The organism is Cronobacter universalis NCTC 9529 (genome assembly GCF_001277175.1).
Taxonomy (GTDB): domain Bacteria; phylum Pseudomonadota; class Gammaproteobacteria; order Enterobacterales; family Enterobacteriaceae; genus Cronobacter; species Cronobacter universalis.
Window position 1 is genome coordinate 1,715,823 of record NZ_CP012257.1, and the last position, 23,716, is coordinate 1,739,538.

The 23,716-nt window shown below is 58.4% G+C and carries 20 protein-coding genes and 2 pseudogenes; 8 read left to right on the forward strand and 14 right to left on the reverse strand.

The annotated features are described in order from the left end of the window. Positions 1 to 2: 2 nt before the first annotated feature. From lolC to cobB, 5 genes are read left to right on the forward strand one after another with little or no spacing between them, the layout of a single operon-like run. Entirely contained in the window at positions 3 to 1,202 is a 1,200-nt protein-coding gene (lolC, locus tag AFK65_RS07835; protein ID WP_007707976.1) for a lipoprotein-releasing ABC transporter permease subunit LolC, read from the forward strand. Further along, a complete protein-coding gene (lolD, locus tag AFK65_RS07840; RefSeq protein WP_007769521.1) occupies positions 1,195 to 1,899 on the forward strand; it encodes a lipoprotein-releasing ABC transporter ATP-binding protein LolD in 705 nt (234 codons plus the stop codon). The genes lolC and lolD overlap by 8 nt, the downstream gene beginning before the upstream one ends. Further along, a complete protein-coding gene (gene lolE / locus AFK65_RS07845) occupies positions 1,899 to 3,143 on the forward strand; it encodes a lipoprotein-releasing ABC transporter permease subunit LolE (RefSeq protein WP_007707984.1) in 1,245 nt (414 codons plus the stop codon). The genes lolD and lolE overlap by 1 nt, the downstream gene beginning before the upstream one ends. A 15-nt stretch (positions 3,144 to 3,158) precedes the next feature. Then, a complete protein-coding gene (nagK, locus tag AFK65_RS07850; protein ID WP_038857443.1) occupies positions 3,159 to 4,079 on the forward strand; it encodes an N-acetylglucosamine kinase in 921 nt (306 codons plus the stop codon). A gap of 1 nt (position 4,080) precedes the next feature. After that, positions 4,081 to 4,905 (forward strand): Sir2 family NAD+-dependent deacetylase, encoded by an 825-nt coding sequence (cobB, locus tag AFK65_RS07855; RefSeq protein WP_007707993.1) that lies wholly within the window; start codon positions 4,081 to 4,083, stop codon positions 4,903 to 4,905. Positions 4,906 to 5,138: 233 nt separating this feature from the next. Here the strand turns inward: cobB and potD are convergent, their stop codons facing one another. Genes potD through potA form a run of 4 tightly spaced genes read right to left on the reverse strand, consistent with a single transcriptional unit; the run spans position 5,139 to position 8,980 of the window. Next, positions 5,139 to 6,185 carry a spermidine/putrescine ABC transporter substrate-binding protein PotD gene (potD, locus tag AFK65_RS07860; protein WP_007707996.1) on the reverse strand — a complete coding sequence of 349 codons (1,047 nt, stop codon included), beginning with the start codon at positions 6,183 to 6,185 and terminating at the stop codon, positions 5,139 to 5,141. After that, positions 6,182 to 6,994, reverse strand: coding sequence for a spermidine/putrescine ABC transporter permease PotC (gene potC / locus AFK65_RS07865; protein ID WP_007707999.1), 813 nt, complete (start codon positions 6,992 to 6,994; stop codon positions 6,182 to 6,184). Before potC ends, potD begins: the two co-directional genes overlap by 4 nt. Next, complete coding sequence (gene potB, locus AFK65_RS07870; protein WP_032804504.1) at positions 6,991 to 7,848, reverse strand: spermidine/putrescine ABC transporter permease PotB; 858 nt, start codon at positions 7,846 to 7,848, stop codon at positions 6,991 to 6,993. The genes potC and potB overlap by 4 nt, the downstream gene beginning before the upstream one ends. Then, positions 7,832 to 8,980: a spermidine/putrescine ABC transporter ATP-binding protein PotA gene (gene potA, locus AFK65_RS07875; RefSeq protein ID WP_038857441.1), complete on the reverse strand. Its 1,149-nt coding sequence runs from the start codon at positions 8,978 to 8,980 to the stop codon at positions 7,832 to 7,834. The genes potB and potA overlap by 17 nt, the downstream gene beginning before the upstream one ends. Before the next feature lie 287 nt (positions 8,981 to 9,267). Between potA and pepT the strand changes: the two genes are divergently transcribed. Continuing rightward, on the forward strand, positions 9,268 to 10,497 hold the full coding sequence (gene pepT, locus AFK65_RS07880) for a peptidase T (protein WP_007708009.1): 1,230 nt from the start codon (positions 9,268 to 9,270) through the stop codon (positions 10,495 to 10,497). Between the two features lie 229 nt (positions 10,498 to 10,726). Here pepT and AFK65_RS07885 read toward each other — a convergent pair whose 3' ends face one another. From AFK65_RS07885 to rluE, 9 genes are all read right to left on the reverse strand, one after another. Then, on the reverse strand, positions 10,727 to 11,848 hold the full coding sequence (locus AFK65_RS07885) for a ribosomal protein uL16 3-hydroxylase (RefSeq protein ID WP_007708012.1): 1,122 nt from the start codon (positions 11,846 to 11,848) through the stop codon (positions 10,727 to 10,729). Positions 11,849 to 11,897: 49 nt separating this feature from the next. After that, on the reverse strand, positions 11,898 to 13,403 hold the full coding sequence (gene phoQ / locus AFK65_RS07890) for a two-component system sensor histidine kinase PhoQ (protein ID WP_007708015.1): 1,506 nt from the start codon (positions 13,401 to 13,403) through the stop codon (positions 11,898 to 11,900). Further along, positions 13,404 to 14,075 (reverse strand): two-component system response regulator PhoP, encoded by a 672-nt coding sequence (phoP, locus tag AFK65_RS07895; RefSeq protein ID WP_007708018.1) that lies wholly within the window; start codon positions 14,073 to 14,075, stop codon positions 13,404 to 13,406. It abuts the gene before it with no gap. 155 nt (positions 14,076 to 14,230) lie between these two features. Then, positions 14,231 to 15,601 carry an adenylosuccinate lyase gene (purB, locus tag AFK65_RS07900; RefSeq protein WP_007708021.1) on the reverse strand — a complete coding sequence of 457 codons (1,371 nt, stop codon included), beginning with the start codon at positions 15,599 to 15,601 and terminating at the stop codon, positions 14,231 to 14,233. Between the two features lie 17 nt (positions 15,602 to 15,618). Beyond that, positions 15,619 to 16,248: a high frequency lysogenization protein HflD gene (gene hflD, locus AFK65_RS07905; RefSeq protein ID WP_007708024.1), complete on the reverse strand. Its 630-nt coding sequence runs from the start codon at positions 16,246 to 16,248 to the stop codon at positions 15,619 to 15,621. 55 nt (positions 16,249 to 16,303) lie between these two features. Next, positions 16,304 to 17,413: a tRNA 2-thiouridine(34) synthase MnmA gene (mnmA, locus tag AFK65_RS07910; RefSeq protein WP_007708027.1), complete on the reverse strand. Its 1,110-nt coding sequence runs from the start codon at positions 17,411 to 17,413 to the stop codon at positions 16,304 to 16,306. A 190-nt stretch (positions 17,414 to 17,603) separates the two neighbouring features. After that, on the reverse strand, positions 17,604 to 19,553 hold the full coding sequence (locus AFK65_RS07915) for a methyl-accepting chemotaxis protein (protein WP_038857436.1): 1,950 nt from the start codon (positions 19,551 to 19,553) through the stop codon (positions 17,604 to 17,606). Positions 19,554 to 19,821: 268 nt separating this feature from the next. Next, complete coding sequence (locus tag AFK65_RS07920) at positions 19,822 to 20,271, reverse strand: NUDIX hydrolase (RefSeq protein ID WP_007708035.1); 450 nt, start codon at positions 20,269 to 20,271, stop codon at positions 19,822 to 19,824. A 10-nt stretch (positions 20,272 to 20,281) separates the two neighbouring features. Next, positions 20,282 to 20,938 carry a 23S rRNA pseudouridine(2457) synthase RluE gene (rluE, locus tag AFK65_RS07925; protein WP_032804512.1) on the reverse strand — a complete coding sequence of 219 codons (657 nt, stop codon included), beginning with the start codon at positions 20,936 to 20,938 and terminating at the stop codon, positions 20,282 to 20,284. Between the two features lie 115 nt (positions 20,939 to 21,053). On the opposite strand from rluE, the gene icd reads away from it, so the two are divergent. Then, positions 21,054 to 22,304 (forward strand): NADP-dependent isocitrate dehydrogenase, encoded by a 1,251-nt coding sequence (gene icd / locus AFK65_RS07930; RefSeq protein WP_038857434.1) that lies wholly within the window; start codon positions 21,054 to 21,056, stop codon positions 22,302 to 22,304. 117 nt (positions 22,305 to 22,421) lie between these two features. Here icd and AFK65_RS07935 read toward each other — a convergent pair. Then, a pseudogene (locus AFK65_RS07935) lies at positions 22,422 to 23,024 on the reverse strand (tyrosine-type recombinase/integrase); the annotation flags it as partial. Between the two features lie 137 nt (positions 23,025 to 23,161). Here AFK65_RS07935 and AFK65_RS07940 point away from each other — a divergent pair. Further along, a pseudogene (locus AFK65_RS07940) lies at positions 23,162 to 23,527 on the forward strand (site-specific recombinase); the annotation flags it as partial. Between the last annotated feature and the right edge of the window lie 189 nt (positions 23,528 to 23,716).

Sequence of the window (23,716 nt, forward strand, 5' to 3'; positions counted from 1 at the left end):
TCATGTATCAACCTGTCGCGTTATTTATCGGCCTGCGCTATATGCGCGGGCGTGCAGCAGACCGCTTCGGCCGTTTCGTCTCCTGGCTCTCCACTATCGGCATCACGCTCGGCGTGCTGGCGCTGGTGACAGTGCTCTCCGTGATGAATGGTTTCGAGCGTGAACTGCAAAACAACATTCTCGGGCTGATGCCGCAGGCGCTTATCAGTTCAACCAAAGGCTCCGTCAACCCGCAGCAACTGCCTGCCGACAGCCTCCACCTGCAGGGCGTTAGCCGTATCGCGCCGCTGACCACCGGCGATGTGGTGCTGCAAAGCGCCCGCAGCGTGGCGGTGGGCGTGATGCTGGGCATCGATCCGGCGCAGCGCGACCCGCTGACGCCGTATCTGGTCAACGTCAACCAGCAGGATCTGGCCGCCGGGAAATACAACATCATTCTCGGCGAGCAGCTCGCGGGCCAACTTGGCGTTAAACGCGGCGACCAGCTGCGCCTGATGGTGCCGTCGGCCAGCCAGTTCACGCCGATGGGCCGTCTGCCGAGCCAGCGTCTCTTTACCTTTATCGGCACTTTCGCCGCCAACAGCGAAGTGGATGGCTACCAGATGCTGGTCAACATCCAGGACGCCTCACGCCTGATGCGCTATCCGGCAGGCAATATCACCGGCTGGCGACTGTGGCTGAATGAGCCGCTGAAGGTGGATGTGCTGAGCCAGCAGACGTTGCCGGCAGGCACGCAGTGGCAGGACTGGCGCGAGCGTAAAGGCGAACTGTTCCAGGCCGTGCGCATGGAGAAAAACATGATGGGCCTGCTGCTGAGCCTGATTGTCGCCGTCGCCGCGTTTAACATCATTACGTCGCTCGGACTGATGGTGATGGAGAAGCAGGGCGAAGTGGCTATCCTGCAAACCCAGGGCCTGACGCGCCGTCAGATCATGGCGGTGTTTATGGTGCAGGGGGCCAGCGCAGGCGTTATCGGCGCGCTGTTTGGCGCGCTGCTCGGCGCGCTGCTCGCCAGCCAGTTGAATAATCTGATGCCGGTGATTGGCGCGTTCCTTGATGGCGCCGCGCTGCCGGTCGTTATCGAACCGTGGCAGGTCATCGGTATTGCGCTCTCGGCGATGGCCGTCGCGCTGTTGTCCACGCTTTATCCTTCCTGGCGCGCCGCCGCCACCGAACCCGCTGAGGCTTTACGTTATGAGTAATTCTGTGCTGTTACAGTGCGACAACCTGTGCAAACGCTACCAGGAAGGCAAAGTGCAAACGGATGTGTTGCACAACGTCAGCTTCAGCATCGACGCGGGCGAAATGATGGCGATTGTCGGCAGCTCCGGCTCCGGTAAAAGTACGCTGTTGCACCTGCTGGGCGGGCTGGATACGCCCACCTCCGGCGACGTGATTTTCAGCGGCCGGGCGCTGAGCACGCTCTCTTCTTCCGCCAAAGCGGAGCTGCGTAACCGCGAGCTTGGTTTTATCTACCAGTTTCACCATCTGCTGCCGGACTTCACCGCGATGGAAAACGTGGCGATGCCGCTGTTAATCGGCAAAGCGCCGAAGGCCGAAACCGAGCGCCGGGCGCTCGCGATGCTCGACGCCGTGGGCCTCGCGCACCGCAGCAACCACCGTCCGTCTGAACTTTCCGGCGGCGAGCGCCAGCGCGTCGCTATCGCCCGCGCGCTGGTGAATAACCCGCGGCTGGTGCTGGCGGATGAACCGACCGGCAACCTCGACGCCCGCAACGCCGACAGCATTTTCGACCTGCTCGGCGAGCTGAATAAAACCCAGGGCACCGCCTTTCTGGTGGTGACGCACGATCTGCAACTGGCGAAGCGGCTGTCGCGCCAGCTGGAGATGCGCGACGGGCACCTGAACCCTGAGCTGACCCTGATGGGGAGGGCGTAATGGCTTCCCCGTTATCGTTACTGATTGGTCTGCGCTTTAGCCGGGGACGCAGACGCAGCGGCATGGTGTCGCTCATCTCCGTTATCTCAACGATAGGCATCGCGCTTGGCGTGGCGGTGCTGATTGTGGGCTTAAGCGCCATGAACGGCTTTGAGCGCGAGCTGAACAACCGCATTCTGGCGGTCGTGCCGCATGGCGAAATCGAGCCGGTCGAGCAGCCGTGGCGCGGCTGGCAGGATGTCGTGACGCGCGTTGAGAAGGTCAACGGCATTGTCGCGGCGGCGCCGTACGTCAATTTTACCGGCCTGGTGGAGAGCGGAGCGAACCTGCGCGCTATCCAGGTGAAAGGCGTTGATCCGGCGCAGGAGCAGCGTTTAAGCGCGCTGCCGCATTATGTGCAGAACAACGCCTGGCAGAGTTTTCAGGCGGGCAAACAGCAAATCATCATCGGTAAAGGCGTTGCGGATGCGCTGAAAGTGAAGCAGGGCGACTGGCTCTCTATCATGATCCCGAATTCTGACGCCGACCATAAGCTGTTGCAGCCCAAACGCGTGCGTTTGCAGGTGGCAGGCATTCTGCAACTGAGCGGCCAGCTCGATCACAGCTTTGCGATGGTGCCGCTGGCCGATGCGCAGGGGTACCTGAATTTAGGTGACAGTGTCACGGGCATAGCCATTAAAGTGAATGACGTCTTTAACGCGAATCAGCTGGTGCGCGACGCGGGCCAGGTGACGGACGCTTACGTCTACATCAAAAGCTGGATCAACACCTACGGCTACATGTACCGCGATATCCAGATGATCCGCGCCATTATGTATCTGGCGATGGTGCTGGTGATTGGCGTCGCCTGTTTTAACATTGTCTCGACGCTGGTGATGGCGGTAAAAGATAAAAGCAGCGACATCGCGGTGCTGCGCACGCTTGGCGCGAAAGACGGGCTTATCCGCGCGATTTTCGTCTGGTACGGGCTGCTCGCCGGGCTGCTCGGCTCGGTCAGCGGCGTGGTGGTGGGCGTACTGGCGTCGTGGCAGCTCACGGCCATCATTCACGGGATTGAAAAACTGATCGGCCATCATTTCCTCTCCGGCGATATCTACTTTATCGACTTCCTGCCGTCGGAGCTGTACGCGCTCGACGTGGTCTATGTGCTGCTGACGGCGCTGGTGTTGAGCCTGCTGGCGAGCTGGTATCCGGCGCGGCGCGCAAGCCGCATCGATCCGGCGCGGGTACTGAGCGGACAATAATTCAGGGAGCGGCGGATGTATTACGGGTTTGACATTGGCGGCAGCAAAATCGCCCTCGGGGTGTACGATGACGCGCGGCGTCTGCAATGGCAAACCCGCGTCGCGACGCCGCACGACAGCTACGAGAACTTTCTCGACGCTCTCAGCGCGCTGGCGACAGAGGCCGACCGCCGCTTCGGCGGCGCGGGGCATGTCGGCGTCGGTATTCCCGGCATTCCGGAAACCGACGACGGCCTGCTGTATGCCGCTAATCTGCCCGCCGCCAGCGGCAGGGCGGTGAGGCGCGATCTCAGCGAGCGGCTCGGGCGCGACGTGCGTATCGATAACGACGCCAACTGTTTTGCTCTCTCCGAGGCCTGGGACGATGAGTTCAGCGCGTATCCGGTCGTGATGGGGCTGATCCTCGGCACCGGCGTCGGCGGCGGCGTGATTGTCGATGGCAAACCGGTGACCGGACGCAGCTTTATCACGGGCGAATTCGGGCATATCCGCCTGCCCGTAGATGCGCTTGCGATCCTCGGGCGCGATATCCCGTTTATCCGCTGCGGCTGCGGGCAACACGGCTGCATTGAGAACTATCTTTCCGGCCGGGGCTTTGCATGGCTCTGGCAACACTTCTACCATGAATCACTGGAGGCGCCGGAAATCATCGCGCGCTGGCAGCAGGGTGACGCCCGGGCGCAGGCGCATGTCGAGCGCTACACTGACCTGCTGGCGGCCTGTGTGGCGAGCCTGCTGACCGTGCTGGACCCGCATCTGGTGGTGCTCGGCGGCGGGCTGTCGGGTTTTTCGCATCTGACAACCGCGCTTAGCGCGAAGCTGCCTGCGTATCTGCTGCCCGTTGCGAAAGTGCCGCGTATTGAGCAGGCGCGCCACGGCGACGCGGGCGGTATGCGCGGCGCGGCTTTTCTCCATCTCACACGCTCACGGAGTTGAAATGCAATCGCGTCGTCTGCACCGGCTGGGCCGGTTTCGAAGGAATAAACGTCGGCTGCGCGAGCGCTTGCGCCAGCGTATTTTTTTCCGGGACAGAATTATGACACCTGAAGTGATGAATAAACCTGTGGTAGTGGTCTTAACCGGGGCGGGGATCTCGGCGGAATCGGGCATTCGCACCTTCCGCGCCGCCGACGGGCTGTGGGAAGAGCACCGGGTGGAGGATGTGGCGACGCCGGAAGGGTTCGCGCGCAATCCGCAGCTGGTGCAGGAGTTCTATAACGCCCGGCGCCGTCAGCTACAGCAGCCGGAGATCAAGCCTAACGCGGCGCATCTGGCGCTGGCGCGGCTCGAAGAGGCGCTCGGCGACCGCTTTTTACTGGTCACCCAGAATATCGATAATTTGCATGAGCGCGCGGGCAACAAAAACGTAGTGCATATGCATGGCGAACTGCTGAAGGTGCGCTGTTCGCAGAGCGGGCAGGTGCTGGAGTGGACCGGCGACGTGACGCCTGGCGATAAGTGTCACTGCTGCCAGTTTCCGGCGCCGCTGCGCCCGCACGTAGTGTGGTTCGGCGAGATGCCGCTCGGTATGGACAGCATTTACGAAGCGCTGGCGCGCGCCGATGTGTTTATCGCCATCGGCACCTCCGGGCACGTTTATCCGGCCGCCGGTTTCGTGCATGAAGCGAAGCTTCAGGGCGCGCATACGGTGGAGCTTAACCTTGAGCCAAGTCAGGTCGGCAGCGAGTTCGAAGAGAAGCATTACGGGCTGGCAAGCCAGGTGGTGCCGGAGTATGTCGAGAAGCTGTTGAAAGGTCTGTGACGGCAGGGGCGGCAGAGGGAAACGGCGGGTGCGCTTCGCTTACCCGCCCTACACAAAATATTAACCGGTTATTCGTAGGGTGGGTAAGCGAAGCGCACCCACCGTGTAACGCCACATTTCCGAATCGTAGGGTGGGTAAGCGAAGCGCGCCCACCGTGTAACGCCACATTTCCGAATCGTAGGGTGGGTAAGCGAAGCGCACCCACCTTTACATCACGACATCGCGACGAAACTTACCGTCCCGCCTTTAACTTCTGGTAATACGACTCGTAAATCGCGCTGGCGTCGCCGACATCATTCTGCCATTCGCCTTTCTCAATGGTGGCTTCATCCGGGTAGAGCGACTTATCTTCCGCCACCTCTTTCTTCAGAAGCTTACGGGCCGCCAGGTTCGGCGTCGGGTAACCGATGGTCTCAGCGACCTGTTTCGCCACATCCGGGCGCAGCAGGAAGTTAATCAGCTTATGCGCGCCTTCAACGTTCTTCGCATTCGCCGGAATAGCCAGGCTGTCCATCCAGAAAATCCCGCCTTCTTTCGGCCAGACGACATCCAGCGGCGCGCCCGCCTGACGGGCGACCCACGCGGAGCCGTTCCACACCATGCCAAGGTTCACTTCGCCTTCCAGATACGGGTTCGCCGGGTTGTCGGAGTTAAACGCCGCCACGTTTGGCATCAGTTTTTTCAGCTCGTTATACGCCGCTTCAATCTCTTTCGGATCGGTGGTATTGCCGGAAAGCCCGAGCTTGCGCAGCGCCATCTGGAACACTTCGCGCGCATCGTCGGTCAACAGCAGGCTGCCTTTATATTCCGGCTTCCAGAGATCGGCCCAGGAGGTCACGCTCTTCGGATCGATGGCGTCGCTGTTCACGCCAATCGCCGTCGCGCCCCAGATGTAGGGGATGGAATAGTCGTTATTCGGATCGAAAGGCTTATTCAGCATCGCCGGATCCAGATTGTGGAAATTCGACAGCTTGCTCTTGTCGATCTTCTGGATCATTCCTTCTTTGCGCATCTTGTCGACAAAGTAGGTGGACGGCACCACGAGATCGTAGGCGCCCTGCTGATAGGTCTTGAGCTTGGCGTACATGGTTTCATTCGATTCATAGGTCGAATAGATAACCTTAATGCCCGTCTCTTTGGTGAACTGCTCCAGCAGCCCCGGCGGCACATACTCGGTCCAGTTGTAGAAATAGAGCGTATTTTTATCATCAGCATGCGCGGCGCTCATGCCGAACGCCAGAGCACCCGCGGCAAGCAGGTGGCGTGACCATTTTTTCATTTTACGTCCCCTGGGGTTAAGGCCTGGCGAGGCAGGCTTTTCGTTTTATCGCGAAGCATCAGCTGGCTTGCCAGTACGAGCACCAGCGACAGCATCAGCAGAATAGTGGCGAGCGCGTTCACTTCCGGCGACACGCCCACTTTGACCATCGAATAAATTTTCAGCGGCAGAATTTCATAGCCAGGCCCGGTCACAAACGACGAGACCACCACGTCATCCATCGACAACGTAAAGCTCAGCAGCCAGCCCGCCGCCACCGCCGGCATCGCCAGCGGCAGAATGATTTTGCGCAGAATAGTGATTTCGCTGGCGCCAAGATCGCGCGCCGCTTCAAGCATCCGCACGTCAAAGCCTTTCAGGCGTGAATAAACGGTCACGACCACAAACGGCAGGCAGAAGGTGATGTGCGAGAACAGCAGCGACCAGAAACCGAGCTGAATGCCCACCAGCATAAAGAGCACCAGCAGGGAAATCGCCATCACGATATCGGGCGACATCATCACCACAAACAGCATGCCGCTGACAAACGGTTTGCCGCGAAAACGGTAGCGGTAGAGCGCCACCGCCGTCAGCGCGCCGATAATGGTCGCGAACGTGGCGGAGAACACCGCCATCGTCAGCGAGTGTTGCGCGGCCTGTAACAGGCTGTCGTTATTCATCAGCAGGCTGTACCAGTTGGTGGTAAAGCCCTGCCAGTTAATGCCGAAACGCGAGCTGTTGAACGAGTTCACAATCAGGATCACGATCGGGATATACAGGTAAGCGTAAATGGCGGTCATAAAACCGCCGCGCAGCAGGCGACCGATCATTCCAGTTCCACCTTCTTGTTAAGCAGGCGCGCGGCGCGCCAGTACACCAGCAGCATCAGGCCCATCACCAGCGTCAGCGTAATGCTGGTCGCCGCGCCGAACGGCCAGTCGCGGATATTCAGGAACTGGCTCTTGATAACGTTGCCGATAAGCAGGTTTTTCGCGCCACCCATCAGATCGGAGACATAAAAGAGCCCCATCGCGGGCAGCATCACCAGCAGACACCCGGCGATAATGCCCGGCATCGTCAGCGGCAGAATAATGCGCACAAAGGTTTGCAGTTTGCTGGCGCCGAGATCTTTCGCGGCTTCGAGCAGCGGCTTATCGAGCTTCTCAATGCTGGAGTAGAGCGGCATCACCATAAACGGCAGCAGAATATAGACCAGGCCGATAATCACCGCCGACGGGGTATACATGATGCGCACCGGCGTGTCGATAACGCCAAGCCAGAGCAGAAATTCGTTCAGATAGCCGCGCGTGCTGAGAAACAGCTTCAGCCCGTAGATGCGGATAAGCGAGTTCGTCCAGAAGGGGACTATCAGTAAAAACAGCAGCAGCGGGCGCACTTTCGCCGGCAGCTTCGCCAGAAACCACGCAAACGGGTAGCCCAACACCAGACACGCCAGCGTCGCCTGTAGCGCCATATTCAGCGAATGCAGCAGGACCTGGAAATAGAGCGGGTCGAGCAGGCGCGCGTAGTTATCCAGCGTAAACACCAGGCTTACGAAATGCGCGTCGTCGCGGGTGAAAAAGCTGGTGGCGATGATCATCAGGTTGGGCAGGAAGACAAACAGCACCAGCCAGCCGACGATGGTGGCGATCACCCCATTCTGGAATTTACGCGAGATCTTCATCGGCCAGCACCACCTCCCAGCTTTCCACCCAGGTCACGGCCATTTTCTGATCGAGCGAGTGGTCGAAATCGGGGTCGTCTTCGTTGAAGAATTCGCTGACCAGCACCATTTTGCCGTTTTCCAGCTCAACGACAGATTCCAGCGTCATGCCTTTGTAGTTGCGCTCGCGCACAAAGCCTATCAGGCCGTCGGCTTCGCCATCGCCGTTGATCTCTTCTACGCGCAGATCTTCCGGGCGCAGCAGCACGTTGAGTTTCTGGCCCGCCGTCACCGGGAAGGCGACATACAGCACGCATTCGCGGCCCTCGACGTTTGCACGCACGCGCTGCGCGTCGATACGCTCGATAACGGTGGCGTCAAAGATATTGATCTCGCCGATAAAGCTCGCCACAAACAGGTTTTTGGGTTCTTCGTAGATTTCGCGCGGCGTGCCGTCCTGCTCGATGCGCCCGTCGCGCATCACCACGATGCGATCGGACATCGTCAGCGCTTCTTCCTGATCGTGCGTCACGAACACAAACGTAATCCCCAGCTTGCGCTGCAGCGCTTTCAGCTCGTTCTGCATCTGTTTGCGCAGTTTATAGTCGAGCGCCGAGAGCGATTCATCTAGCAGCAGCAGGCGGGGTTTATTCACCACGGCGCGGGCGATCGCCACGCGTTGTTGCTGGCCGCCCGAGAGTTGATGCGGTTTGCGCTGGGCAAATTCCTCAAGCTGCACCATCTTTAAAGCATCCATGACGCGCGGCGTTATTTCGGCGGCGGGCGTTTTTTGCATCCGCAGGCCAAACGCGACGTTCTCAAATACCGTCATATGTGGAAACAGGGCGTAGCTTTGAAAGACGGTATTGACGTGGCGATGCTCGGCGGGAACGTCGGTGATGTCTTGTGAATCGAGCGTGATACGCCCGGTATCGGCGTTCTCAAGGCCTGCGATAAGGCGCAGTATGGTGGTTTTACCGCAGCCGGAAGGGCCCAGGAGCGTGAGGAATTCACCATGATTGATGGTCAGTGAGAAATCAGAAATGACGGTTTTACCATCAAAGCTTTTCCCGATATCCGCCAGTTGCAGAAGCGGGGAAAGCGAGCGCGGCTGTGTATTCAATTTTTTGACTCTGTCCCGTAATAGACGCATCAAGAAGAAACCGGATGCGGGGTTTGTGATGAACCACCTTTGGGTCTGGCACATGATAAGGGCAGGCATTCTACGGCAAACCATTGAAATCGCCAATGCCGCAGACGCTTTCTTGCTGGTTTCACGCGGATTTCCGCGCGTGCTGTCAGGCCGGGCGCGCGAAGGGGGAAATACCTCCTTTTTGCCGGCAGGATTCTTGCTCTTCGCCGGGCGAAAGGTGACCTGAAACAATATTTGTCTTTAAATGCTTAATGATAATAACGTCACAAAATAACAGGGGTGAGAACATGGATAAATTACTCGAACGTTTCCTGCAATATGTCACTATGGATACCCAGTCACGGGCCGGGGTGAAGCATGTTCCCAGCACCGAAAGCCAGTGGAAGCTGTTAAACCTGCTGAAGAATCAGATGGAAGAACTGGGCATGGTCAATGTGTCGCTGAGCGAACACGGCACGCTGACCGGGACACTGCCGTCGAACGTGGATAAACCCGTCCCGCCCATTGGATTCATTTCTCATGTCGATACCTCGCCGGATTTCACCGCCAAAAACGTGAACCCGCAAATCGTTGAAAACTACCGCGGCGGGGATATCGCGCTCGGCACCGGCGAAGAGATCCTCTCGCCGGTGATGTTCCCGGTGCTGCATCAGTTGCTCGGCCATACGCTTATCACCACCGACGGCAAAACGCTGTTAGGCGCGGACGATAAAGCGGGCGTCGCGGAGATCATGACCGCCATGGCGACGCTTGCGCGGAAAAACATTCCCCACGGCGATATTCGCGTGGCCTTTACGCCGGATGAAGAGGTGGGCAAGGGCGCGAAACATTTTGATGTCGAAGCCTTTGATGCGCGCTGGGCGTATACCATGGACGGCAGCGGTATCGGGGAGCTGGAGTATGAGAACTTCAACGCCGCGTCGGTGACGATTAAGATCGTCGGCAATAACGTGCACCCCGGCAGCGCCAAAGGCGTAATGGTGAACGCGCTGTCGCTCGCCGCGCGCATTCATGCGCTGGTGCCCGCCGACGAAAGCCCGGAGTGCACCGAAGGCTACGAGGGTTTTTACCATCTGCATACCATGAAGGGCTCGGTGGATCGCGCCGAGATGCATTACATCATCCGCGATTTTGACCGTGAGAATTTCGAAGCGCGCAAACGCCGCATGATGGATATCGCGAAGCAGGTCGGCAAGGGGCTGCACCCGGATTGTTATATTGAGCTCGCGATTGAAGACAGTTATTACAATATGAGCGAGAAGGTGGCGGAGCACCCGCATATTATCGAGATAGCCCGCCAGGCGATTATCGATTGCGGCATTGAACCGCAGTTAAAGCCGATTCGCGGCGGCACCGACGGCGCGCAGCTGTCGTTTATGGGCCTGCCATGCCCGAACATTTTCACCGGCGGGTACAATTATCACGGCAAGCATGAGTTTGCGACGCTGGAAGGGATGGAGAAAGCGGTGCAGGTGATTGTGCGTATCGCCGAGTTAACCGCGCAGCGGGAGGCGTAAAGGCGCAAAAAAGGCGGGTGCGCTGACGCTTACCCGCCCTACAGTTTTAGTTGCCGTTCAGAGGATGTTGTAGGGTGGGTAAGCGAAGCGCACCCACCATTCACATCAAATCCATCGCGTTATGTCGTAGGGTGAGTAAGCGAAGCGCACCCACCATTCACATCAAACCCTTCACGTTATGTCGTAGGGTGGGTAAGCGAAGCGCACCCACCGTCATACGCTACCGCTGCTAGTCCGCGAAATACCAGTAGCCGCTGTTCACCAGCGCCGCCAGCAGCGCCAGGAACGACGGGTCTTCCAGCGCGTCGCCTAACATCGCCTCATTCACCACGACTTCATTGGCCAGCTGATGCAGCGCCGGGCGGTGCGGCGAGTCAATCTTCTCGCCGTTCACAAAGACTTCCTCGCCGATACGCAGCACGCGCAAGCCGCCGAGGCGCACCAGCGTGTCGCCCTGTTTCAGCGCGTCGTAAATTTCATCCGGCTGATACGGCGGCTCCGGCGGCGACACATCCAGCTCGTGACGCGACTGGGTGATAAACTCGCCAAACCACTCGTTGAAATTCGCCGGATCGCGGATCAGATCCAGCATCATCTCGCGCAGCTTATCGACTTCCGCAGGCACAATATCCGCGGCACATTCACGGGCCGGCACGTCCGGATCGCTGTAGCGCTGGCTACCGAGCTCTCGCTGCAACACATAATCGGCGAACCCGCTGATAAGCTCGCGGCCGCTCGGCGCGCGGAAACCGACCGAATAGTTCATCGAGTTTTCCAGCGAATAGCCTTCGTGCGGGAATCCCGGCGGAATATAGAGAATATCGCCCGGCTCCAGCTCTTCGTCGATCAGCGCTTCAAACGGCGCGACCTGCAGCAGATCCGGGTGCGGGCAGTGCTGTTTCATCGGCACTTTTTCGCCCACGCGCCAGCGGCGACGGCCGACGCCCTGGATAATAAACACATCGTACTGATCGAGATGCGGGCCAACGCCGCCGCCCGGCACCGAGAAGGAGATCATCAGATCGTCAATACGCCAGTCCGGCAGGGCGCGGAACGGGCGCATCAGCGCGGCGCTTGGCTCGTGCCAGTTATTGACCGCCTGCACCAGCAGCGACCAGTTGGTTTCGCCTAAATGATCGTAGCTCTGGAACGGGCCGTGGCTCACTTCCCATTTGCCGTCCTGATGACTGACCAGGCGGCTGTCCACCTCGTTCTCCATCGCAAGACCGGCCAGTTCGTCCGGGGAGAGCGGGTCGACAAAGTTCTTAATGCCGCGCTTTAACACCACCGGCCGTTTTTGCCAGTAGCGCTCAATGAAATCGGGCCAGTTTATCTCTACGTGGTAGTCCATATTGTATTCCGCAGGCTCTGAAGATGAGTCGGATTATAACGGACGCGCGTCACTCTGCGTGGTTGTCTGACAGGTTTTTTCGAAGCGTGGCGGAAGATTCGCCCACCGGCGGCTGCTGGCGGGCGAAAATCACTTCCATTCGCGCGCCGCCAAGCTCGCTGGTGCCGGTAAGGATCTGCCCGTTATACTGCTCCACCACTTCGCGCGCTACCGACAATCCAACGCCCTGGCCCGGGCGCAGCGTATCGGCCCGCTGGCCGCGGTCAAACACCAGCGCGCGCTTGCTTTCCGGAATGCCCGGCCCGTCATCCTCCACCACCAGATGCAGCGTGTCATCGGCCACCTGGGCGGTCACTTCGACGAACTCCAGACAATATTTACAGGCGTTATCGAGCACGTTACCCATCACTTCGAGAAAATCGTTTTTCTCGCCGATAAAGACAATTTCCGGCGAGATATCGAGCGTGATGCTGACGCCTTTGCGCTGGTAAACCTTATTGAGCGCGGAGGTGAGATTATCCAGCAGCGACGCCACCGGGTGCAATTCGCGGCTCAGCAGCATATTGCCGCTGCGCATACTGGCGCGATGCAGGTAGTAGCCTATCTGCTGCGAAATACGGCTGATCTGCTCCAGCATCACCGGCTCGGCCTGCTCCACGTCGGTTTTGCCGGTACGCAGCGACCGCAGCGTGCTTTGCAGCACCGACAGGGGCGTTTTCAGGCTGTGGGTGAGATCGGTGAGCGTCGTGCGGTATTTCTCATAGCGCTCGCGCTCGCTTTTCAGCAGCCGGTTTAGATTATGCACCAGGCTTGTCAGTTCGCGGGTGGTGTACGGGTTCAGTTGCTCGCGATGATGCTCTTCCAGCTCGCGCACTTCGCGCGCCAGCGCTTCTATCGGCCGCAGGCTCCACCACGCGGCGAGCCATAACAGCGGGATCACCAGCAGCAGATTCGCCGCCAGCACATAGATAAACCAGTTCCAGACGCTCCATGAGCTTTTCAGCTCGTCAGGGATGGTATCCACCACCACCACCGTCAGCGCGGGCATGGCGGCGGTTGCCGGGTAGACGTTCACCGCCACCGAGTGCGTGGTTTCGTCATCCCGGTCCGGATCGTAATCATTGAGCCGCTTTTGCAGGGCCCGGTTCGCGCCCAGCAGCGCGCGCGTATCGCTAAAGCGCGTCTCCAGCTCGTGAAAGCCGTTGGCGTTGAGCCATTCCGGACGGATCGCTTTCATCAGGCGCGGCACGTCGCGCTGCGACCAGAGCAGTTTGCCTTTTTCGTTATAGATAAAGGTCAGCGTCGGGCTCTGCCTGTCGATGTGATCGGGGATCTCGACGGTGAGTCTGCCGTTGTCAAAACGGGCAAGGGTGTAGAAGAGATTGCTCTCGCCGCGCAGCAGGCGGAAGGTGGTTTTATCGAAGCTCACGCTGTAGCCTACCAGCGCCACCATGCCGTAGGCGAGCGACAGCACCAGCACCACCGCCGCGGTCGCGAGTAAAAATCGCACCCGTAGCGAGAGCGGGAGAAAGTGGCGCAGGACGTTTTTATTCATTTAGCGCAGATCGAACCGGTAACCCTGGCCGCGCACCGTGGTGATCGCCTCGCCCGGATATTCCGCCTGAATCTTCTTACGCAGACGCCCCATTAATACGTCAATGGTGTGGCTTTCGCGAAGCTCTGCGTCCGGGTAGAGCTGGAGCATCAGCGAATCTTTGCTGACGACCTTGCCCGCGTTGCGGATAAGCGTCTCCATAATGGTGTATTCAAAAGCGGTCAGGCGGATCAGATTGTCATTAATGGTGACTTCACGGCGCGAGAGATCCACCACGAACGGCGACATTGAGATCACCTGCGAGGCGAGCCCGCTGTTGCGGCGCAGCAGCGCCTGCATTCTCGCCACCACCTCTTCGATGTGAAACGGCTTGGTGACGTAGTCGTCGGCGCCCGCGCCCAGCACTTCGACTTTATCCTGCCAGCCTTCGCGTGCGGTCAGCACCAGCACAGGGAGGGTTATCTCACCGGCGCGCCAGCGGCGGATAAGGCTCAGCCCGTCTTCGTCCGGCAGGCCCAGATCGACAATCGCCACGTCCGGCAGGTGTTCATTCAGATAATAATCGGCTTCTTTGGCGTCTTCGGCCGCATCCACCTGATGCCCGAGCTCAGAGAGCTGCACTTTCAGATGGTGCCGCAGCAGAGCGTTATCTTCGACGACCAGCACGCGCATGCGACGTCCCCTTATCAATCAATTATGTAAATAGTTTAACGCCAATTATTACTGAAAGGGCATAAACATTGGATAAACCAGCCAGGGATCGGCACGCGTGTGGAAAAGGCGAGGGGAGAGCGCAGCGCGCCACCCGAAGGTGGCGCGTAAGGGGGTTATTTCAGGTCATCGACCATCTGGATGGCGCGGCCGATGTAATTGGCCGGCGTCATCGCTTTCAGGCGCGTTTTTTCATCTTCCGGCAGTGCGAGGCTGTCAATGAACTGCTTCATGCCTTCGGCGTCGACGCGTTTGCCGCGGGTCAGCTCTTTGAGCTTCTCATACGGCTTCTCGATGCCGTAGCGGCGCATCACGGTCTGGATCGGCTCAGCCAGCACTTCCCAGTTGTGGTCCAGCTCGTCCAGCAGGCGATCGCGGTTCACTTCCAGCTTGCTCACGCCTTTCAGGGTTGACTGATACGCGATAAGCGCATAACCGACGCCGACGCCCAGATTACGCAGAACGGTGGAGTCGGTCAGGTCGCGCTGCCAGCGGGACACCGGCAGTTTGCTCGCCAGATGTTGCAGCACGGCATTCGACAGGCCCAGGTTGCCCTCGGAGTTTTCAAAGTCGATCGGGTTGACCTTGTGCGGCATGGTGGAGGAGCCGATTTCACCGGCGATGGTTTTCTGTTTGAAGTGGTTCAGCGCAATGTAACCCCAGACGTCGCGGTCGAAGTCGATAAGAATCGTGTTAAAGCGCGCCATGCAGTCAAACAGTTCGGCGATATAGTCGTGCGGCTCAATCTGGGTGGTGTACGGGTTCCACTGGATGCCGAGCGAGGTTACAAACTCCTCGCTGAACTGGTGCCAGTCCACTTCCGGGTACGCGGCGATGTGGGCGTTATAGTTGCCGACCGCGCCGTTGATTTTACCGAGGATCTCGACCTGCTGGAGCTGGCGGAACTGGCGCTCCATGCGGTACGCGACGTTCGCCATCTCTTTGCCCATGGTGGACGGCGTGGCGGGCTGGCCGTGGGTGCGGGAGAGCAGCGGGATATCGCGATACTGGTGCGCCAGATCTTTGACCGCGTCAATGATTTTACGCCAGAACGGCAGGATCACCTCTTCGCGCGCGGTGGAGAGCATCAGCGCATGAGAGAGGTTATTGATGTCCTCAGAGGTGCAGGCGAAGTGGATAAACTCGGACACCGCGTGCAGCGCCGGAACGTCAGCCACTTTTTCCTTCAGGAAATACTCAACCGCTTTGACGTCGTGGTTGGTGGTGCGCTCGATAGTTTTAATGCGCGCCGCGTCTTCTTCGCTGAAGCCTGCGACAATCGCATCAAGGAAATCGTTTGCGTTTTTGTCAAAAGCAGGAACTTCCTTGATCGCTGCGTGTGCGGCCAGCTTTTGCAGCCAGCGTACTTCAACCTGTACGCGGAATTTCAGCAGGCCAAATTCGCTGAAAATGGCGCGCAGCGCGCTGACTTTATCGCCGTAGCGTCCATCAACGGGGGAAACGGCGGTCAGTGAGGATAATTCCATCAGTCACTCCTGAGAGGTTAACATTGAGCAAGAATTTGTTTCGCCTGGGTGGTCAGACGATTACGGGAAAACATCAGTTGCAGGCGTCCGCCGCCGACCTGCTGCCAGAGCACCGCGGCGCGGATACCGGCGAGCAGCGTGGCGCGCACTTTCGCCTGAATCTGCGGGCTTTGCAGCACGCCGGGCGAGCCGTTGACCTGGATGCGCGGGCCGAGCGGGCTTATCACATCCACATAAATCCCGGCCATCGCGTTCATTAATGTGTCGGATTCCAGCCCGAAGTGCTCAAGCTGGCGGCTTAAATCCGCGATGCGGTTGCCAAGCGTATTCATCGCGCCTTTGCTGCCGGCAAGCTTACGTTCCAGCACCATCAGGCTTAACGTGTAGCGCGTCAGTTCCGCGCCCAGACCCTGACGGCTGCTGGTGTTCAGCATGCCAAGCAGCGTCTCAAGACCGATTTTCAGCCCGGCTTCGCGGCCGCCGAAAACGTCGAGCGTGGACGCCGGATTCTGGTCGATCACGCTGTTAAGCGAGACGCGCAGGGCCTCGCTGTCACAGGCGCCTTCATGCGCCAGTGACTGAACCAGGCGCGCCGACTGGCAGATGCCCGCCAGCGCAAGGGTGATGTCGTAGAAGTTCTTTGCCACACAGACTCCTTTTTATCGCGGCTGTTCATTCATGGCCGCGCAGGCGGCATCAGGCTTAAACCGGCAGCGGCAGGCGCTGTTCGATAATACCGCCGCCGAGGCACACTTCGCCGAGATAAAACACGGCGGACTGCCCCGGCGTGACCGCGGCGACCGGCTCGTCAAACAGCACTTCGATGCGATCGTCATCCAGCGGACGGACGGTGCAGGGAATATCCACCTGACGGTAGCGCGTTTTCACGGTGCAGGTAAACGGCGCGGCGACCGGCTCGCGATCCACCCAGTGCAGCTGCTGGGCGATAAGGCCCACAGACATCAGGCGCGGATGATCGTGGCCCTGGGCGACAATCAGAATATTGTTTTCGACGTCTTTATCCACCACGTACCACGGCTCTTCGCCGCCATCTTTGGTGCCGCCGATGCCGAGGCCTTTGCGCTGGCCGAGCGTATGGTACATGAGACCCTGATGCTCGCCGATAACATCGCCATCGACGGTCACAATTTTACCCGGCTGCGCAGGCAGATAGCGGCCAAGGAATTCGCGGAATTTTCGCTCGCCGATAAAGCAGATGCCGGTGGAATCTTTTTTCTTCGCCGTCACCAGGTCTAATTCCTCGGCGATGCGGCGCACTTCCGGTTTCTCCAGCTCGCCGACCGGGAACAGGCTTTGCGCGACCTGATCGTGGCCGAGCGTATAGAGGAAGTAGCTCTGGTCTTTATTGCCGTCGAGACCGCGCAGCAGGCGGCTTTTGCCGTCCACATCGGCGCGACGCACGTAGTGGCCGGTCGCGATGTAGTCCGCGCCGAGATCTTCCGCGGCGAATTCGAGAAAGGCTTTAAATTTGATCTCTTTGTTGCAGAGGATATCCGGGTTCGGCGTGCGTCCGGCTTTATATTCCGCCAGGAAATGCTCAAACACGTTATCCCAGTATTCCGCCGCGAAGTTGACGGTATGCAGCTCAATGCCGAGCTTATCGCACACCGCCTGGGCGTCTGCGAGGTCGGAGGCGGCCGTGCAATAATCCTCGCCGTCATCCTCTTCCCAGTTCTTCATAAAGAGACCTTCCACCTGATAGCCCTGCTGTTGCAGTAACCACGCGGAAACGGAGGAATCGACGCCGCCGGACATTCCGACGATGACTTTTTTCTGGCTGTTATCAGACATTGCACCACTCACGACTTAAAACAAAGGCGGCGTATTCTAGCACGCGCGGGCGGCGCAAACACCCCCTGAGCGCGCCGGGTTTGCCTTCGCGCGCGAAGAAAAGGGCTTAACGGCAATAATTGCGACGTGTCGGGGCTTACAGGAGAGGCGATAAAAGAGGGCGGGGGCGCGAGGCCCCCGCGGACAGGATTCAGGCGTAGCGGTCTTCGAGGCTGAACTGCTCGACGGTTTGCGCCAGCTGCTGCGCCTGCTCTTCGAGCGAGCTGGCCGCCGCCGCCATCTGCTGTACCAGCGCGGCGTTCTGCTGGGTCACGCCGTCCATTTCGTTGACGGCGATCGTCACCTGGCTGATGCCTTTCGACTGCTCATCCGAGGCGCTGACGATCTCGCCGATAATGGTTTGCACCGAATGCACCGCCTGGGTCATCTCCTGCATGGTTTTGCCTGCGTCATTCACCAGCTGCACACCGTTGGCCACGCGCTGGCCCGACTCTTCTATCAGCGCCGCAATCTCTTTCACCGCGTTGGCGCTGCGCTGCGCGAGGCTTCGGACTTCGCTTGCCACCACCGCGAAGCCGCGGCCCTGTTCGCCCGCGCGCGCCGCCTCTACCGCGGCGTTAAGCGCCAGGATATTGGTCTGGAACGCGATGCTATTGATCATCGTGGTGATATCGCTGATTTTCTTCGAGCTGTCGTCGATCTGCGCCATCGTCTGCACTACCTGGCCGACCAGCGTTTCGCCGCGGCTGGCGATCTGGGTGGCGTTGGCGGTGAGCTCGGTGGCGTGATGCGCGTTGGCGGCGTTATGTTTCACGGTCGCGCTGATCTGCTCCATGCTGGCGGCGGTCTGCTCCAGCGCGGCGGCCTGCTCTTCAGTCCGCGAGGAGAGGTTAATGTTGCCGCTGACGATTTCGCCTGCGCCCTGACGCACCGAGTCGCTCGCCTCTTTGATCTGCCCGACAATCCCGCGCAGCTGCGCCTGCATGGTGTTAAGCGCGTAGAACAGGCTGCCGCGATCGCCCGGTTTAACGGCAATCACGTTATCGAGCTTGCCGTCCGCCACCGCCAGCGCAATGGTCGCGGCTTCCAGCGGCTCGCCGCCCAGCGGCTTGAGCACTTTACGGCTAAAGACGATGCCCAGCAGCGCGCTCACCAGCAGAATGCTGACCACCATAAGGATAATGGCGTTCATCAACTGGCGATTCGCGGCGGCCATTACCTGGCTTACCGGCGCCACAATGCCCAGATACCAGTTATCCGTGCTGTTGCCGATAGTGACTGGCTGCCAGGTAACCAGCGCTTTTTCGCCAAGAATGGCATCGTCCTGTTCAACCACATGGCTGGTAAAACCGGCGGTGTCGCCAGGGAACGGTTTGCTGGTCAGCTTTTTATCCGGGTATGAGACGATTTTGCCTGCGGTGGAAAGCAGCATGGCGTAACCGCCGCCTTCCCAGGGTTTGATCTGATTCACTTTTTGCTGAAGCGACGCCAGCGAAATATCGGATGTCACCACGGCCTTGAGCTGGCCGTCGGAGACAACGGGCGCCGCCACCGAGGTCAGCAGCGTCGGCACGCCGTTGTAGGCGTAGCTGTAGGGTTCGATCAGCGTATCTTTCCGGGTTTTCTGCGGGATCAGGTAGTAATCGCCCTGGCCCGGCGTGAGATAGGAGAGCAGCGGATGAAACTGATAATTACCCGACTGGCCGTGGTCGACGAAAAACGCATAACGGCCTTTCGGCGCCTGACCGGGTTTGCCGGCAAACTCCGCATCGCGCCCGTCAAAAGCGTTTTCTTCAAAGATTACGGAAATGGAAAGATAGTCAGGGTTATCGCGCAGCGCGCCTTCCAGCAGTTGGTCGGCGACTTTACGGTCGGTGATACCGGCGCGGGGCAGGGACGCCATGCTGTGGCCAAGGTTATGCGCCACATCGCGCGCGTAGTTAAGTTCCTGCTGAATTCTCAGCGCTTCGCTCTGGGCAATCTGACGTAAATAGCTCTCCGCCAGCGCTTTTTGTTCGTTGCTGGACTGCCAGCTCAGCACGCCAATGGTGACGACAAACCCCAGCGTGATGGTTAATGCGCCCGTCAGCAGCATCTGCGCGCGGGTACTCATCTTTTTATGAACGGATTGTCTGGCCATCACGGCTCCTCAGGATCAACCACGAAATAGCATTAGTGTCCCTTCGTTACGAGCCTCCTGGTCAATGCTCTATCGGCGTGGATCCGGTGTTCTTTAATCGTGCGGAAAACGTGTCGGCCGGTGTAAAAACAGGCGCTTTTACTGCCGCGCAGCAGGAGCGCGCAAAGGCAGCGTGGAGAGATGGCGGAAGGTGCTGAGTGTAGCGGCAATCGGCAGCATGTTAAGCTGCCGTTAAAAGTTTCGGTGCGAAATAAATTGTGCTGAGGCGTTAACGCAGCGGCCAGTTGAACGCGCCGATAAGCGAGAGCGGATAGCGCTCGCCGCGCTGCCAGGTGCGGATGCTTTCCGCCACCAGCGGAGAGCGCAGGTTGCTCGCCGAGAGGATTTCGTCGGCGCTCACCCAGCGGCAGAGATCGATATCGCTGTCGTGCGGCTCGGTCGGCAGCGGCGCGTCGAGCTCAATACTGAACAGAAAGCGCAAAAAGGGCGTGTTGTCGGGCGCCAGCCACTGATGCAGACGCAGAAAATGCTGCGGCTCGGCATGGATGCCGGTCTCTTCCCATAGCTCGCGGCGGGCAGCTTCCACCAGTGTTTCGTCGGCCTCCAGATGGCCGGCGGGCTGGTTCCAGAGCGCTTTGCCGTTAATGGTCTCTTCCACGACCAGGAATTTGCCCTGCGCGTGAACCACGCAGGCGACGGTGACATGGGGTTTGAACATCCGGTTCTCCTTATTTGAGCGGAACTTCTCGCCACTGGCCGCAGGCCAGAGAGTCAAGAGTATAGTCGCCCGTCGCGTAACGAATCAGCCGGAGCGTCGGGAACCCCACATGCGCGGTCATGCGCCGCACCTGGCGGTTGCGTCCTTCATAGAGCGTGATTTTAAGCCAGCTGGTGGGAATGGATTTACGCTCGCGGATCGGCGGATTGCGCGGCCACAGCCAGGCGGGCTCTTCAACGCGCTCCACGCCCGCCGGGAGCGTCGGCCCGTCGTTCAGCGTCACGCCACTGCGCAACTGGGCCAGTGCGGCTTCCGTCGGCTCGCCTTCCACCTGCACAAAATAGACTTTGCCGGTGCGTTTGCCGGGCTGGGTTAATTTCGCCTGCAACGCGCCGTCGTTGGTCAGCACCAGCAGCCCTTCGCTGTCGCGATCGAGACGGCCCGCGGCATAGACATCCGCTACCGGGATGAAATCCTTCAGCGTCTGGCGGCCAGCTTCGTCAGTAAACTGCGGCAGCACATCATAAGGTTTATTGAAGAGGATCAGCCGTTTCGGGCCTTCGGGTTTGCGGCGCTTAGCGGAATGTTGTGAGCTGAATCGCTCAAGCCGGTGATTTCTAAAAGAAGTTTTCTTCATACTATTTTCAGGCTTTATCAATTGCCGCATTATACCCTATTCATAAGGGCGTGGCATGGGGCAGAACATTAAGGTAGTATTATCACGCCTATTACAAATCATTAACAAAATGAGTCACAACCAGAAGCGCTCGAAGGAGAGGTGAATGGAAAGCAAAGTAGTAGTTCCGGCGGAAGGTGAAAAGATCACAGCGCAAAACAGCAAGCTGAATGTCCCCCACAACCCGATCATCCCGTTCATTGAAGGCGACGGTATCGGCGTGGACGTGACGCCGGCGATGCTGAAAGTGGTCGACGCCGCGGTTGAGAAAGCCTACAAAGGCGAGCGTAAAATTTCCTGGATGGAAATTTACACCGGTGAGAAATCTACCCAGCTTTATGGCCAGGATGTCTGGCTGCCCCAGGAAACCCTGGATCTGATTCGTGAATATCGCGTTGCTATTAAAGGCCCGCTGACCACGCCGGTTGGCGGCGGTATTCGCTCCCTCAACGTTGCCCTGCGTCAGGAGCTGGACCTTTACGTCTGCCTGCGCCCGGTACGTTACTACCAGGGCACCCCGAGCCCGGTTAAACATCCGGAACTGACCGACATGGTTATCTTCCGTGAAAACTCCGAAGACATCTACGCCGGTATCGAGTGGAAAGCCGACTCCGCTGACGCTGAGAAAGTGATCAAATTCCTGCGTGAAGAGATGGGCGTGAAGAAAATCCGCTTCCCGGAACATTGCGGCATCGGCATCAAGCCGTGTTCTGAAGAAGGCACCAAACGCCTGGTGCGCGCGGCGATTGAATACGCCATCACCAACGATCGCGAATCCGTGACCCTGGTGCACAAAGGCAACATCATGAAATTCACCGAAGGCGCGTTTAAAGACTGGGGCTACCAGCTGGCGCGTGAAGAGTTTGGCGGCGAGCTTATCGACGGCGGCCCGTGGGTGAAAATCAAGAACCCGAACAACGGTAAAGAGATCGTTGTGAAAGACGTGATTGCCGACGCCTTCCTGCAGCAGATCCTGCTGCGTCCGGCGGAATATGACGTTATCGCCTGTATGAACCTGAACGGCGACTACATCTCTGACGCCCTGGCGGCGCAGGTTGGCGGCATCGGCATCGCGCCGGGCGCGAACATCGGCGACGAGTGCGCGCTGTTCGAAGCGACCCACGGCACCGCGCCGAAATACGCAGGCCAGGACAAAGTGAACCCGGGCTCTATCATTCTCTCTGCGGAAATGATGCTGCGTCATATGGAATGGTTCGAAGCCGCTGACCTGATTGTTAAAGGTATGGAAGGCGCTATCAACAACAAGACCGTGACCTATGACTTCGAACGCCTGATGGAAGGCGCTAAGCTGCTGAAATGCTCAGAGTTTGGCGACGCTATCATCGCGAACATGTAATCCAGATTCTGGGTTAGGTAAGAACGGGAGCCGGTTGGTTCCCGTTCGTTATTATTAGGTTTTGAACGGTTATCAAAATTTTATCAAAACAAGTTATCAAAACCCCACCCCAAAAACCTAAATTGCAATCGTCGTCCAGCCCTTACCTCGGTCGTCGTTATAACGATCGGTCTGCTGCTGCGACTTGTGGCCGAGCAACTTTTTAGTGTCAATCCCCTGTTCCTTATAAAGACGTTCAGATAGCGAGCGCTGCTCGTGGAATGTCGCTGGCGTTCCTTCCCTCCAGTCAATTTCTGCCTTATCCCGAGCCTTACTAAAATTCATGGTTAGCGTGTTCGGTTTAACTTGGGCGCCACGTTCTGCTTGCGACGTGGCCCTGAAAAAATGGACGAGGTAAGGGCTAACCGCATAATCCCGACAGCGCGCTATAACATCCCGCAAACTCCAATTAATGGCATTCAGGCGGAGCGATAATGGGATCGCTATTTTGCTTCCTGTTTTCTCCTGAACAATGTGTAAATGATCATCCCAGACATCGCTAAACTTCATTTTCGAAATATCACCAAGGCGCTGGCCGGTTACCAAAGCCAGCAACATAGCGTTACCCATATATTGATGGTTGGCGTCTGCAATCTCGAATATCCGCTGCCATTCCTCCAGACTGAGGCGCTGGCGGGTAACTTTTCGACGGGGCTTTTTAGTTGCTGAAGCTGGATCGTAAGTCTGTTTAAACAGGTTTTATTCACTCTCGTGAAAGGGGGCGGCCATCTGCACTGGCCGCCAGGTAGTTTCTCCACACAACACAGAAGTGCACCTGCGGTTCGGAGTCCCCCCGGGTGGATTGGGTTATGAACCCGTTACGCCCGACACAGCTGGCAGCCTCTTTTGTGAAGGCGGACCGGGTCGCGCATATGATGAGCGTGCTGATTGACCATGATCCGGATGCTGTCAGCCTCACCGGTCCGGCAATATATTATGATCTCGGCGATTCGTACTGTATGAATCCTTTCTGGAGCAACTGCCCGCACCGGATGGCGTGCATCGGTTGCGACTTTAATCTGCCAAAACAGAGCGCAAGAGGACTTCTGCTCGAAAGTAAGGCGTCCGTAAAAAGATATCTGGAGGAGGTGCCGCTGACGGTTGACGAGAGAGCCGTCGTGGAAGGAGATACGGAAAAACTGGAGGCTGCTCTGAGAAAAAGCGGTAAGGTTCTCATCCGGTAAAAACATTTGTCCGGACAGCATATTATCTCAGGTAAGTAGCAGCACAGTGCGTGAGTTCTGCCTCGTAACAGAAAGCCAGCAGTCAAAGCTTATTCGCTGAGCCATACCTCTTTTTGCCGCAGTCATTCCGGTTTGGATTATTTCTTTTTTCTGCCTGTAAAAAGATAGATAAAGGCCCTCTCTGGGCCC

Coding starts and splice junctions, on each gene's coding strand:
- lolC (WP_007707976.1), top strand. CDS start 3: ATGTATCAACCTGTCGCGTTATTTATCGGCCTGCGCTATATGCGCGGG.
- lolD (WP_007769521.1), top strand. CDS start 1,195: ATGAGTAATTCTGTGCTGTTACAGTGCGACAACCTGTGCAAACGCTAC.
- lolE (WP_007707984.1), top strand. CDS start 1,899: ATGGCTTCCCCGTTATCGTTACTGATTGGTCTGCGCTTTAGCCGGGGA.
- nagK (WP_038857443.1), top strand. CDS start 3,159: ATGTATTACGGGTTTGACATTGGCGGCAGCAAAATCGCCCTCGGGGTG.
- cobB (WP_007707993.1), top strand. CDS start 4,081: ATGCAATCGCGTCGTCTGCACCGGCTGGGCCGGTTTCGAAGGAATAAA.
- potD (WP_007707996.1), bottom strand. CDS start 6,185: ATGAAAAAATGGTCACGCCACCTGCTTGCCGCGGGTGCTCTGGCGTTC.
- potC (WP_007707999.1), bottom strand. CDS start 6,994: ATGATCGGTCGCCTGCTGCGCGGCGGTTTTATGACCGCCATTTACGCT.
- potB (WP_032804504.1), bottom strand. CDS start 7,848: ATGAAGATCTCGCGTAAATTCCAGAATGGGGTGATCGCCACCATCGTC.
- potA (WP_038857441.1), bottom strand. CDS start 8,980: ATGCGTCTATTACGGGACAGAGTCAAAAAATTGAATACACAGCCGCGC.
- pepT (WP_007708009.1), top strand. CDS start 9,268: ATGGATAAATTACTCGAACGTTTCCTGCAATATGTCACTATGGATACC.
- AFK65_RS07885 (WP_007708012.1), bottom strand. CDS start 11,848: ATGGACTACCACGTAGAGATAAACTGGCCCGATTTCATTGAGCGCTAC.
- phoQ (WP_007708015.1), bottom strand. CDS start 13,403: ATGAATAAAAACGTCCTGCGCCACTTTCTCCCGCTCTCGCTACGGGTG.
- phoP (WP_007708018.1), bottom strand. CDS start 14,075: ATGCGCGTGCTGGTCGTCGAAGATAACGCTCTGCTGCGGCACCATCTG.
- purB (WP_007708021.1), bottom strand. CDS start 15,601: ATGGAATTATCCTCACTGACCGCCGTTTCCCCCGTTGATGGACGCTAC.
- mnmA (WP_007708027.1), bottom strand. CDS start 17,413: ATGTCTGATAACAGCCAGAAAAAAGTCATCGTCGGAATGTCCGGCGGC.
- AFK65_RS07915 (WP_038857436.1), bottom strand. CDS start 19,553: ATGGCCAGACAATCCGTTCATAAAAAGATGAGTACCCGCGCGCAGATG.
- AFK65_RS07920 (WP_007708035.1), bottom strand. CDS start 20,271: ATGTTCAAACCCCATGTCACCGTCGCCTGCGTGGTTCACGCGCAGGGC.
- rluE (WP_032804512.1), bottom strand. CDS start 20,938: ATGCGGCAATTGATAAAGCCTGAAAATAGTATGAAGAAAACTTCTTTT.
- icd (WP_038857434.1), top strand. CDS start 21,054: ATGGAAAGCAAAGTAGTAGTTCCGGCGGAAGGTGAAAAGATCACAGCG.